At 39.7% G+C, this 15,629-nt stretch carries 10 protein-coding genes and 1 other RNA gene; 4 read left to right on the top strand and 7 right to left on the bottom strand.

Going from position 1 to position 15,629, the window contains the following annotated elements:
* Positions 1–5: 5 nt before the first annotated feature.
* Positions 6–2,180 carry an OmcA/MtrC family decaheme c-type cytochrome gene (locus EGC86_RS13400; RefSeq protein WP_123777871.1) on the bottom strand — a complete coding sequence of 725 codons (2,175 nt, stop codon included), beginning with the start codon at positions 2,178–2,180 and terminating at the stop codon, positions 6–8.
* Between the two features lie 618 nt (positions 2,181–2,798).
* Here EGC86_RS13400 and ffs point away from each other — a divergent pair.
* An RNA gene (ffs, locus tag EGC86_RS13395) (signal recognition particle sRNA small type) lies at positions 2,799–2,895 on the top strand.
* Between the two features lie 163 nt (positions 2,896–3,058).
* On the opposite strand, the gene EGC86_RS13390 is transcribed toward ffs, so the two are convergent.
* From EGC86_RS13390 to dinG, 6 genes are all read right to left on the bottom strand, one after another.
* Positions 3,059–3,358: a late competence development ComFB family protein gene (locus EGC86_RS13390; protein ID WP_123777870.1), complete on the bottom strand. Its 300-nt coding sequence runs from the start codon at positions 3,356–3,358 to the stop codon at positions 3,059–3,061.
* A 98-nt stretch (positions 3,359–3,456) separates the two neighbouring features.
* Positions 3,457–4,380 (bottom strand): histone deacetylase family protein, encoded by a 924-nt coding sequence (locus EGC86_RS13385; RefSeq protein ID WP_123777869.1) that lies wholly within the window; start codon positions 4,378–4,380, stop codon positions 3,457–3,459.
* A complete protein-coding gene (locus EGC86_RS13380; RefSeq protein WP_123777868.1) occupies positions 4,380–5,090 on the bottom strand; it encodes a DUF2057 domain-containing protein in 711 nt (236 codons plus the stop codon). The genes EGC86_RS13385 and EGC86_RS13380 overlap by 1 nt, the downstream gene beginning before the upstream one ends.
* A gap of 9 nt (positions 5,091–5,099) precedes the next feature.
* On the bottom strand, positions 5,100–5,762 hold the full coding sequence (locus EGC86_RS13375) for a primosomal replication protein (protein WP_011638082.1): 663 nt from the start codon (positions 5,760–5,762) through the stop codon (positions 5,100–5,102).
* Positions 5,759–6,532 carry a TSUP family transporter gene (locus EGC86_RS13370; protein WP_123777867.1) on the bottom strand — a complete coding sequence of 258 codons (774 nt, stop codon included), beginning with the start codon at positions 6,530–6,532 and terminating at the stop codon, positions 5,759–5,761. The genes EGC86_RS13375 and EGC86_RS13370 overlap by 4 nt, the downstream gene beginning before the upstream one ends.
* Before the next feature lie 8 nt (positions 6,533–6,540).
* Positions 6,541–8,616 carry an ATP-dependent DNA helicase DinG gene (gene dinG / locus EGC86_RS13365; RefSeq protein ID WP_011638080.1) on the bottom strand — a complete coding sequence of 692 codons (2,076 nt, stop codon included), beginning with the start codon at positions 8,614–8,616 and terminating at the stop codon, positions 6,541–6,543.
* A 135-nt stretch (positions 8,617–8,751) separates the two neighbouring features.
* Between dinG and EGC86_RS13360 the strand changes: the two genes are divergently transcribed.
* The 3 genes from EGC86_RS13360 to EGC86_RS13350 all read left to right on the top strand — a co-directional run bounded on the left by EGC86_RS13360 (position 8,752) and on the right by EGC86_RS13350 (position 15,371).
* The gene (locus EGC86_RS13360; RefSeq protein WP_123777936.1) at positions 8,752–11,130 is read left to right on the top strand and encodes a DNA polymerase II; all 2,379 of its coding nucleotides are present in this window, start codon (positions 8,752–8,754) and stop codon (positions 11,128–11,130) included.
* 575 nt (positions 11,131–11,705) lie between these two features.
* Complete coding sequence (locus EGC86_RS13355; RefSeq protein ID WP_123777866.1) at positions 11,706–14,312, top strand: TonB-dependent receptor domain-containing protein; 2,607 nt, start codon at positions 11,706–11,708, stop codon at positions 14,310–14,312.
* A gap of 99 nt (positions 14,313–14,411) precedes the next feature.
* The gene (locus EGC86_RS13350) at positions 14,412–15,371 is read left to right on the top strand and encodes a class I SAM-dependent methyltransferase (protein ID WP_123777865.1); all 960 of its coding nucleotides are present in this window, start codon (positions 14,412–14,414) and stop codon (positions 15,369–15,371) included.
* The last annotated feature ends 258 nt before the right edge of the window (positions 15,372–15,629 follow it).

The raw sequence follows: 15,629 nt of genomic DNA, 5'->3' as shown, positions 1-15,629 counted from the left end.
GTAGCTTAAAAACCATGTGTTTTAGTGACGCGATCTACGGTATGACAGGTAGAACATATTTCCGATGCACGATTACGAGCATCTTCCTCACTTATTCCATCTACTATACCGCCGTTAGATTCAATATGTGACACGGTGGCATCAGTACGATACTTTTGATGACAACTTAAACATGCTCCAGTATCTGATGACATCCATACATCAGCGCCTGTTTCGATATCGCCATAACGCCATACTCTGTCAGTGGCTCTACCAAGTTGGATCCCATCAGCGGTATGACAGGTTTTACAATCGGTTTTCAACACGGTTCCAGATTCAACACCGGCATATTTTAGGTAATGACCTTCAGCGCTGTGTGCTTTAAAGGCAAAGCTGGTCGATTTTTTGCCACCAGGGTAAGTGTCATCACTCCTAAGGGTCTTATCAGCGGTATGACAGGTTTGGCAATTGACACCATTGTCATAGTGATACACCTCTTGGTTATGGCAACCTTGGCAGCTTTCTGTGTTGATAATGTTTCTACGTGTAGCAGTGGTTTGGCTAGTGTCTATTGCACTTGCAGCCATAACAAAATGGAATGGGCTACTTTTAATTTCCACTTTTTGGACATCATCAGTACTACAAGCCGTTAGTTTAACTTCCGGTCTGCCGTAACCACCATAGTTAAAACAGGCTGCAACTGCTGACCATAGCTCAAATGTTTTACCCACATAATCTGTTGGTAAGGTGATCTTATCCCAAACTAAGGTCCAGCTATTATCTGTGTTGGCGGTACCTTCACTTAATTTAATACGACGATTACTGTAACTGGCATCTTGATACGCTGGATAGTTTTTGTCGCTGTCCCACGCCATAACGATGCGGCTACCTTGGTCGATAAATTCCGCTGCAATAACATTAGCTGAAGCATCGGTAAATTTAACCGTAGTACTGAATTTTCCATCTGCAGTGACAATTACGTCACTGAATACGGCGCTCATTGCTTGTGTTTCGTTATAGGCTTTCATGACATCGCCATGAGCTTCTTTTGCACTGCGACCATAGCCTTCTTCAACATGGCATGAAGTACAATTTGTGCCGACACCAACATGTTGTTGAGACGCTAATTCTGTGTGACATGCAATACAAGCAGTATTACTTTTATTAGCATTAAACAGGGCGGCATCTTTGGGAGCGTTCGTGCCCTCTACGTGACATGCACTGCAATCGGCAGCAGGTTTTTGCGGATACATCACGTTACCGTAATCGTGTATTCCACCGCCATAGCCAATCACTTTATAAGGTGCGGCAACATTGCCGTCAGCTGTGCTGGTTACGCGGTCTTGGCCTTTATGAATAGCATGGATCATGTAGGTAAAATCAACACTGTTACCGGTTTCAGGATCACCAGATGTTGCGGTATGACATGATGCACAGTTTTCAAGATCGATTCGACGACCGCCGTGCAATGCTAAGCTTTCTGGTTGGTGACAGGTATAACAAGCATTGATCGAGACGATGTCGCGCGTTGCAATATCTTCGGTTAAGCCAGTTGAAGGTTGAAAATCGTAATGAGCATTGGCTGTGATTAATGGCTGTTTTAATTCCAATGTAATGCGCTGGGTGTCGTCGGCTTGATAAGTGATGCTTAACGGCTCTGTGACTTGAGCAATATTGGTTTGAAAGGTGTACGAGTATGAACCATCTAGATTATCGACTAAGCAGTCAGCACATTTTGATGCAGCCTCAACTTCAGCCTGAAATTGTGCAGAAGGAGCGATATTGGTTTCACCATCAGGGATCCAAGTTGCATTAGGTTGTTTTGTTGTATTGATATAAGACTGCCATTGATAACCACGATCTACTTCAACTGTAGTGCCATCAGTTCCGACCATTTCGGTAACTGGGGTTAATTGCGCAATACCAAAACGAAGGTCATGATCTTTTGTTAGTCCCAATACCGCAACACCATTGGCATTTTTAAGGATAAAGCCAACACTGACTTTTCCATCGACTACGGTTGCATCGGTAAAGGTCGCTTTTAGGGTTGATGTCGCATCTATGTTTACACCAATAATACCATCTGGCCCATCTTCGCCATTGGTACCATCACTGCCTCCACAACCCGATAATGCTAGAGCAATAAGCCCTGCATTCAATACCGCTTTTGCAGCGGGACTAACTGTTATTGTATTCATCATGTATTCCCTGCATTTTTTTGTTATCTCGCATTCACTACTGGTTATAAGTGTGCGGATTTTATTCAAATCTAATGTTAGCTAACCTTGGCCACTTACTCATTGAATTATGTCTAGAGTTGTGACTAAGATCTGACTATTCCTTTATGGGTAACGTTGCTTGATGAAGATCTGCCGGTATTACTGGGATAAATAGGACAGTTCCAAGATGTTAATATTGTTATTAGCATATTCTCGAATACGACATGTGATGTTAACTTGCACCAGCATTCGTGCTCGATGTTATAAACGATTATCTAAAGGCTGTTTTCTATTTCATCTGGCTATGTATTTATTTTCAATAGATTAATGATTCACGTCTGAATTTGTATTATTGACAACATAAATAGTGTGTTTGGCATACATTACTTGTGAATAGTTCGATTTATGTCGATTAACCTATCTGTTATCCCACCCCTTATTCCATCTAGTATTCCCCGTTAAGGTTAAGTATTGCGCAGTTAGGTAGAGGATTGAAAACTTATTAAGATAAAGGCTTGATCCAGCCAATGGGTTAGGGGATAATCGCCCCGTTCTGACACATAAGCTTTGTATTTTATGATTCAGAAGTCAATGGTGACCCTAGGGTCCCCCCGCAACGATAACTTGTGAACTCGGCCAGGCCTGGAAGGGAGCAACCGCAGCAAGTGACTCGTGTGCCGGGGTGTGGCTCTAGGGGAACCTCCAATATTCCCCGTATGATTTCACCGTATTAATTCAAAACTCAAATCAAAACATATCCATGTTATATGAATGAACTATTCATTAAATGAACATAGCTAATACTGGTTTAACATATATTCATTCAATATCCCGTAAAATATCAGCTAATGCTGATTAAATTACTGTTGTTCGGCTGCGAGCTCAGCTTCTTCCTTTAAGCGTTTTTGCAAGTTTGCTTTGAGGAATTGCCTTGAACGTTCAAGTGCTTCACTGATCTCAGTTTTCATCTGTTTTAATTCTTGATAATTTTCGAAAAAATACGTGTCAACTAAATGGCGAATGTACCTGACGGGTAACTGATTCAATGTGACGCAGCATAAATCCGCTAAGTATTCTTCTGGCAATTCTTCCATTAAGCCTTCATCTCGCAGCATTTCCATTAATAGAACTTCATAATAGTTTCGGATCTCTAATTGCATTATTACGCTCCATTGAGACAGTTTAGTTTATCGACATCAGCTTAAATGCCGAGATGGTTGTTTAATTTAGTGGTGCATTATTGTTGGTTTTGTATTGCCTAATACTGTGATGCCCATAATTCATTGGCCGCAACTAACAATTGGCTATGTCGGATTGTTAATTCTTCTTCACTACGACTATAGCCTCCCCCTATTACTGCTGCAAGTGGGATGCCATGCATTTTTGCTATCGATATTACCTGTTTATCTCTAGCGAGAATACCTTGATTCGAAATGGCGAAATATCCAAGGTCATCATGTTGATGAATGTCGACCCCTGCATCATATATGATCAGATCTGGCTGATGAATGCGAATCAGGTAAGGTAATATTTGTTGTATATGTTCAAGATATTGTTTATCGGTACAACCTTTATCCAGAGCAATATCGTGATCAGATTGTTGCTTTCGGGATGGGAAATTTTGCGCACAGTGGATAGAGCAGCTAATGATGTCTGGGTTGCCTTGGGTGAGTGTCGCTGTTCCATCACCTTGATGAACATCACAATCAAAAATAAGTACTTTGTCTGCTCTTCCTGAGTCAATGGCTGATCTCGCTGCGATGACCAAGTCATTAAAAATGCAAAAACCACTGCCAAAATCATAGTGTGCATGATGATAACCACCAGTTAAATGAACCGCGATTCCATGGTCAAGCGCCAATTCAGCGCACAAACGGGTGCCATTTACAGCGTGTAAAGTGCGGGTAACTAACTCTTGGCTCCATGGAAAACCAATACGTCTTTGGGCTTTATGGTCTAAGGCACCATTGATAAATTGCTCGACATATTGCGGGCAATGCACTGTATAGAGCGTATCTTTCGATATCGGTGTAGGCGTATGGCGATATTGCTCAAACAATAATTGTTGTTTGAGCGCGTGCTGGTATAAATTGTGATATTTAGTGGTTGGAAAACGATGGGTGCTAGGTAACGCCAGCTGTGAATAGCTGGCGTGGTAAACAAAAGGGATCGATAGAGACATTACAGTTGTTTTATTGCCCAGCCCATAAATTCTTTACGGGTTTTGTCATCGGCTTGTAACCACCAATATTGCAGCATTTGTTCTGCTTGTGCTGGAGTCGGCTTTTGAGCCGTTGCTGCTGGCACTGCTGCTGGCACAGTTGCGATAATAGGTGCACTCATCGTAGCAGATTCAATATCTGATTTGACTGCTAATGCTTGTATCGGTTGACTGCCGTCACCCGTAGCTGAAGCTGATAAGGTTTCAATATCATGCTGGTTTTTATTGTTAAACAGACTAGTTATAAATGAGTTCTCAGTAAAATTAGTTTGTTCTACATTGTAAGTTACCGCAGCATTATCTTGGCGTTTAATGCTGATTTGTGGTTTTTTTGCGAATGCTTTTGGATTCTTAATGATGTCGCCATCAGCGGGTTGTAATAGATATTGATGATCGCCATCAACCGTTAACGTCACAATTAAAGGCGTTGATTTTACAAAAGATTGACTGTCACTAAAGGAATCATCAATCACATCATGATAACGAACAGCAATTTTATGGACACCATTGGTTAACGCTAAATCTGATTGATGGCTGAACATACTGGTTTCAACTTCTGCACCATCAAGTGCTAGGTACTCAAATGACATTGGAATGGTTAAATTAGCTGCTAATACTGACGATGATGTTAAAAATGCCAAAAGCGCACTTGTGGTAAATAAAGATTTCATTGTTGCTCCTTAACGTGGGTAACTTTGGCGAGGTCGTTCAAAAAGTTGAATACGCTCTTCAATATAACTGGTTGCTTGTTTACACTTTCCTAACCGACGGTGCATAGAAAGAATATCATTTTGCAGTTTTATTTTGTCATCACTATGACAGAATTCAAGAGATGCTTCCATTTGTTGTATTTTTTGCTCTATTTTTTTTGCCCAATTTAAATGTTTATTGAGTTCAGCATAGAGTTGATGGCTGTTTTGCATCACATTGCTGGCTATCCAACCAAATCCACTGTCTTGTATTGCTTGTTGTTGTTTTTTTGCATATCGGGCACGGTTACTGGCTTTGCGCTGTTGTTCAGATTTAAGATTGATGTGAGTGGTCAGTAATGCTCTGCGTAACGCACTAAATCGGTCTTGAATACGATCGCAACTGAGTTGGATAACATTACCACCCAACTTAAGATAAAGCTGTTTTTCGAGTTGTTTAATGTCTTGACGTAACTGGGTGATACAAGGGCTAAGTTGGGCTCCTTGTTGGGCAAATAGTTGACTGTTAAAGCGTTCGATTTCTTGTAAAGACTGCCGTTGTGAAGGCGCTAAATTCTGGTCGTGTATTAATGCGTCTTGTTCAAGTTTCGCGAGCTGTTGTTTTAACATCGAGACCAATTGTTGGGTGTTCATGCCCATGCACTCCACGTAAGATGGACTGCTATCGACAATACCATAATAATGAATATTGGCTTAATAAAAGGTATCCCAAATCTAATTGCACTTCTTGCACCAATAAATGAACCTGCCATCATGCATATTCCCATCCATAAGCCGAGTATCCATTGCACTTGTCCCATTGATGCAAAGATAATGAGCGCTGTGATATTACTCACCGCGGTCATCACTCGAGCTAATCCACAGCTGTGTAATAGAGGCAGTTTATGCAGCGAGATAGACGATACTGTCCAAAAAGCACCAATTCCTGGCCCTGCAAATCCATCGTATCCGCCCAAAATAAAACCTTGGCTAATCTGCTTGTATTTGGGTGAGCGATATTTTGGAGCGATAGTATTTTTGTCCCCCATCGCTTTGGGGCTAAATAAGGTATAAATCGCAATGCTAATGATCAGTAGTGGTAGTATTTTGTCTAGCCATAGTGGGTCAATTAGAAATACTAAACCACAACCTGCAATAGACCCTACCAGAGTGGCAAAAAAACATGCTTTCCATAATGCAGGGTTAAATAGATGTTGTTTATAAAAAGTATAGCTCGATGTAAGAGAACCAAAACATGCTGCTAACTTATTGGTTCCTAATGCTAAATGTGGTGGGATTCCAACCGTTAGTAATGCTGGAATAGACAGAAGTCCACCACCGCCAACAATGGCATCAATAAAACCAGCAAGTATACCGATGACCGCTAATATAGCCCAATGGCTAGGGTCTAATAATAAATCCAACTCAATACCTATTCAATAACACGTCTAAAAGGAGGAAGGGCATCAATTAATGATTTGCCATAACGTTTAGTGACCAAACGACGGTCTAAAATGGTAACTCGACCATAATCTTGCTCTTTTCGTAACAGTCGGCCACAACTTTGGACTAATTTACGTGAAGCGTCAGGAATTGTCAGCTGTAAAAAAGGATTACCACCTTTTACTTTTAAGTATTCTGCGTGAGCTTGTTCTACTGGTGAGGTTGGGACGGCAAACGGCAGTTTGGTTATGATTAGGTTTGTTAAGTAATCACCTGGTAAATCAAGCCCCTCAGAAAAACTGCCAGTACCGAAAATAACACTGGGTAGACCGTCATCACAGCGTTTTTTGTGTTGTTCTAATATCTGTTGACGCGGAATAGCGCCTTGAACAAAAAGCTGATCTTTAGGGATTTTACCTTCAACTAGCTCAACCACTTTATCCATTTGCCAATATGAAGCAAACAGCACTAATGTGGCCATTTCACCATCGATGAGTGTCACAATATGTTGTGCTAGTTCGGTGGTGTAATTATCGTCAGTCGGTTCGCACACCATTTGAGGTATAAATAAAGTCGCATTATTTTCGTAATCGAAAGGGGATAACAAGGCCAAAAAACGACTACCATCATTCATTGATAATCCCACTTGATGAGCAAAATGGTTGAAGCTGTTTAAGGCTCGAAGCGTTGCGCTGCATAACACCACTCCAGCGGCTTTTTGCCATAACATAGATTCAAGCATAAAACCGACTTCTATAGGTGATGAACAAAATAAATAATCTTGTTGTTTACCAGTAATTAATTCAGCCCAACGTGCCATTGGCGCGCCTTTTTTACTGTCTTCTTTAGCCATCATCTTCCACAACTTATGTAAATTATCCAGCCGTTGTAAAATGAATCCAGTTTCTGATAACAACCCTTCTGACTGGTGTTTAGGCACTTCACCATCTTTTATTGCTTCAGTTAATACTGATACCACTTTGTTAAATTGCTTTACTGCTGAACCTGATGCTGTGGCAAGATTTTCTGCCTGTATTAATAATGATTGAGGCAATTGGCCATGTTCAAAACGAAGTCTGGATTCAGGGTTAGCGAATAACTGCGGTTGGGTATCACAGAAATGAGCAACCTGAGTCAGTAAATTGGTTAACTCTGTGGTGTGATCAAGCATTGCTTGTACAGGGGCAATGATATGAGTGGTTTTTAGTTGATTTTGTAACTTAGAACAGGTCTTCGATGCTTTTTCTAACCAATCGCATGCTCCACGAAGTGTGGCTTGAGCACTGGAGAAATCTCTGGCGACAATAGGTAAGTGATGAGCTTCGTCGATAACATAAAACATGTCTTCTGGTTCTGGTAAAATGACGCCGCCGCCAAGTTCTAAATCGGCAAATAGCAGACTGTGGTTAACAATGAGTACATCCCAAGTGTCGACATCTTCACGGGCTTTATGAAACGGGCAATTATGGTGCGCCGATACTTGACGATGACAGCTGTGCTTATCACAGCAAATTTGCTGCCACAAAAAATCAGGGATAGGGTGCTTTAAGGTATCAATTTCACCATTCCAGCGTTTTTGATGAAAATCTTGATGCAATTTTTGTAATTCGTTAATTTGACTTTGGTCGGGTTTAGTTTGCCACATGGCTATTTGCGAGCTGTCTTGTGCCCCGATCATGGCTTCAAGCTTGGCTAAACATACGTAGCGCTGACGACCTTTTACCAAACCAAATTTAAACTCAATACCTGATTGTTGTAAAAAATGAGGTAGATCTTTATGGAGTAATTGTTCTTGAAGTGCCACGGTTGCAGTAGCAATACAGACTTTCTTTTTACTCGAGATGGCTAAAGGGATTGCACCTAAGATATAAGACAAGGATTTACCAATACCGGTACCTGCTTCAACCACAATGATACGACGGTCTTTGTCATACTCACCCGCTAAGGTTTTGGATATTTCAGCTACCATATAGTTTTGTTCGCGACGAGAACGAAATTGCGGCATAGAGGCTGCAATTTCTTTGTAAATGGTGCGAATTTGACTTTTTATGTTATCCGGTAGCATAGGAAGTATGATTTCTACATAGACTGAATTATGCTGTACATAATAACAGTGAATTAGCATGCCACGAAGTAATAAATCAAATTGAGTAAACTTGTGCAGGAATTCAAACCCGTTGTGAAGCCAACAGATTATCCAATGACTAATACCCATGTGAAGGGACGAGTATTAACTCGCCATGCTATTTATCGGCATGGAAAATTAGTCCTTCAGTATTATATCAAAACCGCTGAAGGACCTGTATTAGCTGAACTATATCACAGTGAAGTGATCTGTTTCTGTCGTCAGCAAGATGTGGATCAATTAAGTCAAAAAGTCGGTTTTGCTCTTAAGGCTGAGACAATATCATTGCTGAGTTTTGCACATGAACCTATCAGTGCGCTGTATCTTAAATCAAATACTCAATTGAAATTACTTGGTCGTATTGCTAGTGATATCGGTATTACCTTATTTGAAGCCGATATTAGGCCTGAGCAACGCTACCTAATTGAACGGTTTATCGCCTTAGATATTGAATGCTCAGGCCATTATCAAGAGCGTAATCCAACTTCAACTATTCCTTTGTTATCGATTAATCGGGCCAGAAAAATGCCCAGCAACGAACTAGTAGATATCCCATTAAAAATGGTTTCACTGGATTTTGAGTGTAGTTTTACTGGGGAACTTTATTCGGTTGGTTTATATGGTGCCGATTATCAATGTGTGTTTATGGTGGGCGAACCGCAAGCAGAATGTCATGATTTTATCGTTTGGGTACAAAATGAGATTGAACTGATACATCATTTAATAGCGTGGTTTAGCGACTATGATCCCGATATTATTATCGGTTGGGCAGTAGTGACCTTTGATTTAGCCTTGTTGTTCAAACGCTGTGTTTTACATCAAATTCCATTATTAATTGGTAGAGGACATACCGAACTGAGCTGGAAAATTGCCGATAAATATAGGCCTGAAACACTCTCTTTACCTGGGCGCGTGGTGTTGGATGGTATTGATTGGCTTAAAGCGGCATTTTATCAGTTTGATAGTTTTTCGTTAGAGTCTGTATCACGGCAATTATTATCTGAAGGTAAAGCCATTGATCATGTAGAAAATCGTGGCCAAGAAATTACCCATTTATTTGAACAAGATAAAAATGCATTGGCTTTTTATAATATTACAGACTGCCGGCTAGTGTGGGATATTTTTGAAAAAACACAGTTGTTAGATTTTGCTATTGAACGTGCTAAGTTAACGGGTTTGGAGTTCGGCCGAGTGGGTGCATCGATTGCGGCATTTTATCATTTGTATCTGCCTCACTTACATCGAAGTGGTTTTGTAGCACCTGCACAACCCGCTAGCCAAGGCTTAGAAAGCCCTGGTGGATATGTTATGTCTTCTATACCAGGTTATTATAAAGATGTTTTAGTATTAGATTTTAAAAGTCTATATCCGTCGATTATTAGAACATTCCTTATCGATCCTAAAGGCTTAGTTGAGGGGCTTTACGCTAGTGAAGTAAAAGGTGATGCAACGACAGTGGCTGGATATTTAGGTGCTCAATTTAGTCGGAAATCGCCTATTTTACCTGCATTAGTTGCCAGCCTTGCAGAGCAAAGAGAACTGGCCAAACGAGATAGAAATGCGCCGTTATCACAAGCGATAAAAATTATTATGAACTCATTGTATGGCGTACTAGGCTCACGAGGTTGTGTATTTCATGACGCTAAGTTAGCCAGTTCGATTACCATGCGCGGTCATCAAATTATGAAACTCACAAAGCAATGGATAGAAGAGTGCGGCTATCAAGTGATTTACGGTGATACCGACTCTACCTTTGTCTGGTTAGGGGGTAATCATGGTATTAAAGATATCCAAGCGGTTGGTAAACACCTATCAGTATCAATAACCCAACGTTGGCTTGAATGGTGTGTAGAAGAATATCAATTAGACAGTTATCTTGAGTTGGAATTTGAAACCCACTTTGAACAATTTATTATGCCTACTTTAAGAGGCTCGGATGAAGGCAGTAAAAAGCGTTATGTCGGCGCGATGTCAAATGATCAGCAACAATTAACTCTGACTTTTAAAGGTATGGAGCAAGTGAGAAGTGATTGGAGCCCTATTGCAAGAAGGATGCAGTACCATTTATATGAATTATTTTTCAAGGGCGAGGATGTCATTGATTTTTTGAGTAATGAGCTCGCGGCAATTAAGTGTGGTGCTCGAGACAATGAACTTATCTTTAAAAAACGATTAAGACGCAATGTTGAAGATTATACCGCAAAGTCGTCACCCCATGTTAAAGCCGCGAAACAGCTTGCCGAACTACTCGGAGATGTAAGCGTTACCCGCAAGGGACAACAGATTCGATATATAATGACGCTCACAGGTGCACAAACCATAGAAGCAAAACCTCAAAATATTGATTATGAATACTACATTTGTAAACAAATCCAACCCATAGCAGAGCCCATTCTACAACTGTGTGGTCATAGCTTTGACTCACTGGTAAATAATCAACTCCTATTGCTTTAAATTAACTCACTAAACCTTCAACTTTAAGTTTTCCAATGTCAACTAACATAAATGGTGTTTTGTTCGTATCCTTCCTTAATTAAGTCAGTAAAGACATCAAGCATGGTTTGATGAAGCACAAATCTGACTAACTCTATCAACGAAGATTTATCTAGACGATTAATGTTAAGCAATTGCTTACATAGCCTTATTTATTGTCACTTAACATTTTTATGTTTACTAGAAGTGATAAAAAAGTACCTCCATGGGGTAAATGTCTTTTTTAAACAAATAGTTAACTTTTTTACTTTAGGCCTCGTATGATATTTCTGTAATAATTAATTAAATTTAACTCATTGTTTATAATAATAAAAATAATGACCTGTTCATATTTGTTAACAGTTAAAGTTGTTACATTTGATTAACTTTTGCACTTACGACCTTTCAAATGTTGATTAGTTGTTTCAAATGTGATTTTATTGCATCTGTAGTTGAGAGGTTGTGATTGTTTTTTGTTGCATCCCCTCATTGAACTAACACCTAAAAAGGTTGTTAGCATTATAAGAAAGACATAAAAAAGTCCAGGGAGATAGACAATGCATAAGAACGTATTAGCTAAGTCGGTGCGCTTAGCACTGATCAGTGGTGCAGCAGCAGCCGCATTTGCTTCACCAGCAGTTTTTGCTGCTGATGAAGATGGCGCAAAAGTAGAACGTATCGAGGTTACTGGTTCGCGCATTAAGCGTTCTGACCTTGAAGGCGCTTCGCCAATTACGACCATTACAACTGAAGATATGAAGATGGAAGGTAACTTTACAGTTGCTGATGCACTTCGTAACAGTAACTTGAACTCTTTCGGTTCATTCTCTGAGCGTTCAGGTAGTTCTGCACAATCTCAAGCAACTATTAACCTACGTGGTGCAGGCTCAAGCCGTACTTTAGTACTTATTGACGGTAAGCGTTTCCCAGGTTCACCAACGCTAGGTGGTGCATCTGCTAACTTGAACGCTATTCCAATGGCTGCAGTTGAACGTATCGAAATTCTAACTGATGGTGCATCTTCAACTTATGGTTCTGACGCGATTGCTGGTGTTGTTAACATCATCATGAAAAAGAACTATCAAGGTATTGAATTCAATGTCGGTGGTGGTTCACGTGACCGTGATGGCGGCTTAACGAGTAAAGAATTCTCGGTTGTTGCTGGCTATCAAATGGATAAAGGTAACATTACTTTTGCATTTGATCATCAAGATCGTAAAGGCATTGCTGATGCAGACCGTGACTTTACTGCACCATGGATGGAAGACTTAAATGGTGACGGCGTTATTCAGGCATATTCTGAGACCGATGGCTGGAGTTATTATGGCGCAAGCGTAAAAGGTCCTGATGGCATTTATCAGCCATCTCCGCTTTGTGGTGATTTAGCTGCTGAATATGGTGATAATGTATTTAAACAAGTACGTGGTGATGATGCATTTGGTGCTGGTTCAGATTTGTGTATGTATGCATATGGTAACGTGTCATATAACAAAGCATCTACAGATCGCAATACGGTATATGTTGATGCTAACTATGAAATCGCTGAAGACCTAGAATGGTTTGGCCGAGTAATGGTTACACAAAACAATTCATTTGGTCGTTATGCACCTCCTGCAGCGCCTTGGAATAACATGGCAGCAGATAACCCACATAACCCATTTGATGTAGAAGCAAAAGGTTATTTCCGTTGGGTTGGTATCGGTACTCGTGATGGGAACGTAGATGATTACAACCAAGATTACCTAACTGGTTTACGTGGTACAATCAGTGCGCTTAATGATGCAGAGTGGGAAGTTTACTACCACCACAACATTGCCGATAACAAATCTATCGGTGAGTATTACTTAAGTTATTCAGGTCTTGCTTATAACCAAGCAAATGGTATTGACTTAGGTTCTGAAGCTGGCATCAATAATATGAAAGCCACAACCTTAACACAAGGTAGTGCGATATTTGATCAATACAATGCTGGTATTGGTTTTGATGCCTTCGAGTTACCAGGTGGTTCTGTAGCTCATTATGTAGGTTTAGAATATTTTGACCAACAGTTTAGCGAAGTGTATGACGCTCAGTCAGAAGCAGGTTTAATCGGTGGTAGTGCTGGTAACTCCGCAGCAGGCGATCGTCAAGTGTGGGCAATGTTCTACGAAGCGGTATTGCCGTTAACAGATGACATTGAATTAAACTTAGCGGCTCGTTACGATGATTACAGTGACTTTGGTGATAACATTGCACCTAAAGCAGCTATACGCTGGCAAGCACTTGAAAATGTTGTTGTACGTGCATCATATTCAGAAGCTTTCCGTGCTCCAGCATTGGACCAACTATTTGCAGCAACTACATACAGTGCTGAAGATGGTATTGATAAACCATACTGTGAAGCAACAGGGACACCTTGTACCGAAAGACAATTTGACACTTATATCAGTGCAAACAAAGAACTTGGTCCAGAAACATCTCAATACGTTAACTTCGGTGTAGCATGGGATATTATCGATGATGTTGGTTTAAAAGTTGATTATTTTAATCTAAACATTGATGACGTAATTGCTCAACGCTCTATTACCGGTGTAATGTCTGGTATTAATGATGGTACGTTAGCGACCAGTAATACATTCTATGTAAAACGTGATCCAGCAGCTGCAGGTCAAACAATTGGTTCTGCATATGAAGTCGGTACTGGTTATAGCAATGCTAATACCCTAGAAATTACCGGTATCGACGTTGCGTTAAACGCGAAATTTGAAACTAATATCGGTGACATCGGTTTTAATTGGACAAATAGTTTTGTTCTTGATTATACCGAAGAAGTTGATGGTGGTGCTGAGTCGCGTGATACATCAGGTTGGAACGGTCAGCCAGATTACAAGTCTGTATTCACAACTAATTATCACATGGGTGATCATAGTTTATCTTGGAATATGAATTACACTTCATCTACATTCTATTTTGAAGATGATGCAGAACAAGGTAAATTGGATTCATGGTTAATTCATAACATTAGTTATGTTTATGATGCCGGTAATTATGGTTCGATTTTACTAGGTATTAACAACCTAACTGATGAAGATCCAGTTCTTTCTCCTGATGGAAAGTTTGAGAACGCTGATCTATATAACAACTACGGTCGTGAGTATCGTGCAAGTTATACTCTTAAGTTCTAAATACTAATTAGTCATTAATTAGATATAAGAAAGGCTCCTTCGGGGGCCTTTTTACTTGGTGTATTATAACAATATGATGTGATTAATTGAGGAGTTTACATGAATAGTCACTGGAGTGAATATTGGCAGCAAGGACACACAACGTCATTCGGTGAAGCATTATCAGGTAATTATGAAGGTGTATTGAAAAATGTGTGGGAACTGGTGTTCGATGGGCTTACAGAAAATTTTTTGGTCGTCGATGTTGGCACGGGTAATGGCTCGTTACCGCTGTTATTACGTGACGGGTTATCTACAAGTGATCTAACCGGTAAGATTATTGGTGTTGATTTAGCTGAAGTCAGTTTAGCCAACTCAGTAAGTAACAATAATCAAAATATAGACATCGCTTTAATGTCTAGCACTCGCTGCGAACAGCTTCCTTTTGAACCTAACTCTGTTGATCTTTATATATCTCAATTTGGTTTTGAGTATTCAAATATTGAGCAGTCACTCGAAGAAGCGACTAGAGTATTAAAGGATGATGGTCAGTTTGTCATTGTTTGTCATCATAATCGTTCAATGATCCTTAATCGAAATAGAAGAATTTTGACGTTAATTGATAAAGATGAAGTCAATTTATTAATTAATTGTTTAGGTAAAATGGCAAATGCCATGGGCAATGTCAGCAATCAAGAAGATGTTGAGCGAATTAAGAAAGACCTTCAATGTGAACAGATTAGAGCGGAAATTAATCACTTGATTAAATTGTTAGTCATGTTTGATGAGGCAGCAGCTCAGGATTGTGATTTAATGCGTTTCGTTGCTCAATTTTTTAAAGCTGGATTATTTTGGCCTGTTACAAAAAAGTTAGAATTTATTGAATTTATTACAATACAAATGGATACGTTAAGGCTACGATTAACAGAGTTGGTTAATGCTGCATTTGATGAAACTAAATTGGCAACATTTATAGCTAAATTCCACCAAAACAATATGATTTTAAATGAACTCAAAGTATTAAAAAATGAACAAAATGAAGTCTTAGGTTGGTATTTACATGGTTCAAAATTTATTTAGTAATGATGAATAAGCTAAATAGAGAGTATTATTGGATTGACATCTTTTTATAACCCACTGAATAAAAAGAATTATTTTTTTTAGCTTAGCATTAAATTATGATACATTTATGTTGAAGACGTTTATTTATTAACCTTTCGACAACATTAACGCCTCTAACTGCTCTTTCCACAAGTTTTTAAACTTTGCAAATGTTGACATAGGTCAACATTTTGTGAAATGATGCCAACGGGTCTACGCTTTAATAGGCGTAGAAAA

This window comes from Shewanella frigidimarina (assembly GCF_003797125.1).
GTDB classification, from domain to species: Bacteria; Pseudomonadota; Gammaproteobacteria; order Enterobacterales; family Shewanellaceae; genus Shewanella; species Shewanella frigidimarina.
Note: the sequence above shows the minus strand (reverse complement) of the source record. Positions and strands in the feature narration are given on the sequence as shown.

Coding starts and splice junctions, on each gene's coding strand:
- EGC86_RS13390 (WP_123777870.1), bottom strand. CDS start 3,358: ATGCAATTAGAGATCCGAAACTATTATGAAGTTCTATTAATGGAAATG.
- EGC86_RS13360 (WP_123777936.1), top strand. CDS start 8,752: ATGACTAATACCCATGTGAAGGGACGAGTATTAACTCGCCATGCTATT.
- EGC86_RS13350 (WP_123777865.1), top strand. CDS start 14,412: ATGAATAGTCACTGGAGTGAATATTGGCAGCAAGGACACACAACGTCA.
- EGC86_RS13375 (WP_011638082.1), bottom strand. CDS start 5,762: ATGAACACCCAACAATTGGTCTCGATGTTAAAACAACAGCTCGCGAAA.
- EGC86_RS13400 (WP_123777871.1), bottom strand. CDS start 2,180: ATGATGAATACAATAACAGTTAGTCCCGCTGCAAAAGCGGTATTGAAT.
- EGC86_RS13355 (WP_123777866.1), top strand. CDS start 11,706: ATGCATAAGAACGTATTAGCTAAGTCGGTGCGCTTAGCACTGATCAGT.
- dinG (WP_011638080.1), bottom strand. CDS start 8,616: ATGCTACCGGATAACATAAAAAGTCAAATTCGCACCATTTACAAAGAA.
- EGC86_RS13380 (WP_123777868.1), bottom strand. CDS start 5,090: ATGAAATCTTTATTTACCACAAGTGCGCTTTTGGCATTTTTAACATCA.
- EGC86_RS13385 (WP_123777869.1), bottom strand. CDS start 4,380: ATGTCTCTATCGATCCCTTTTGTTTACCACGCCAGCTATTCACAGCTG.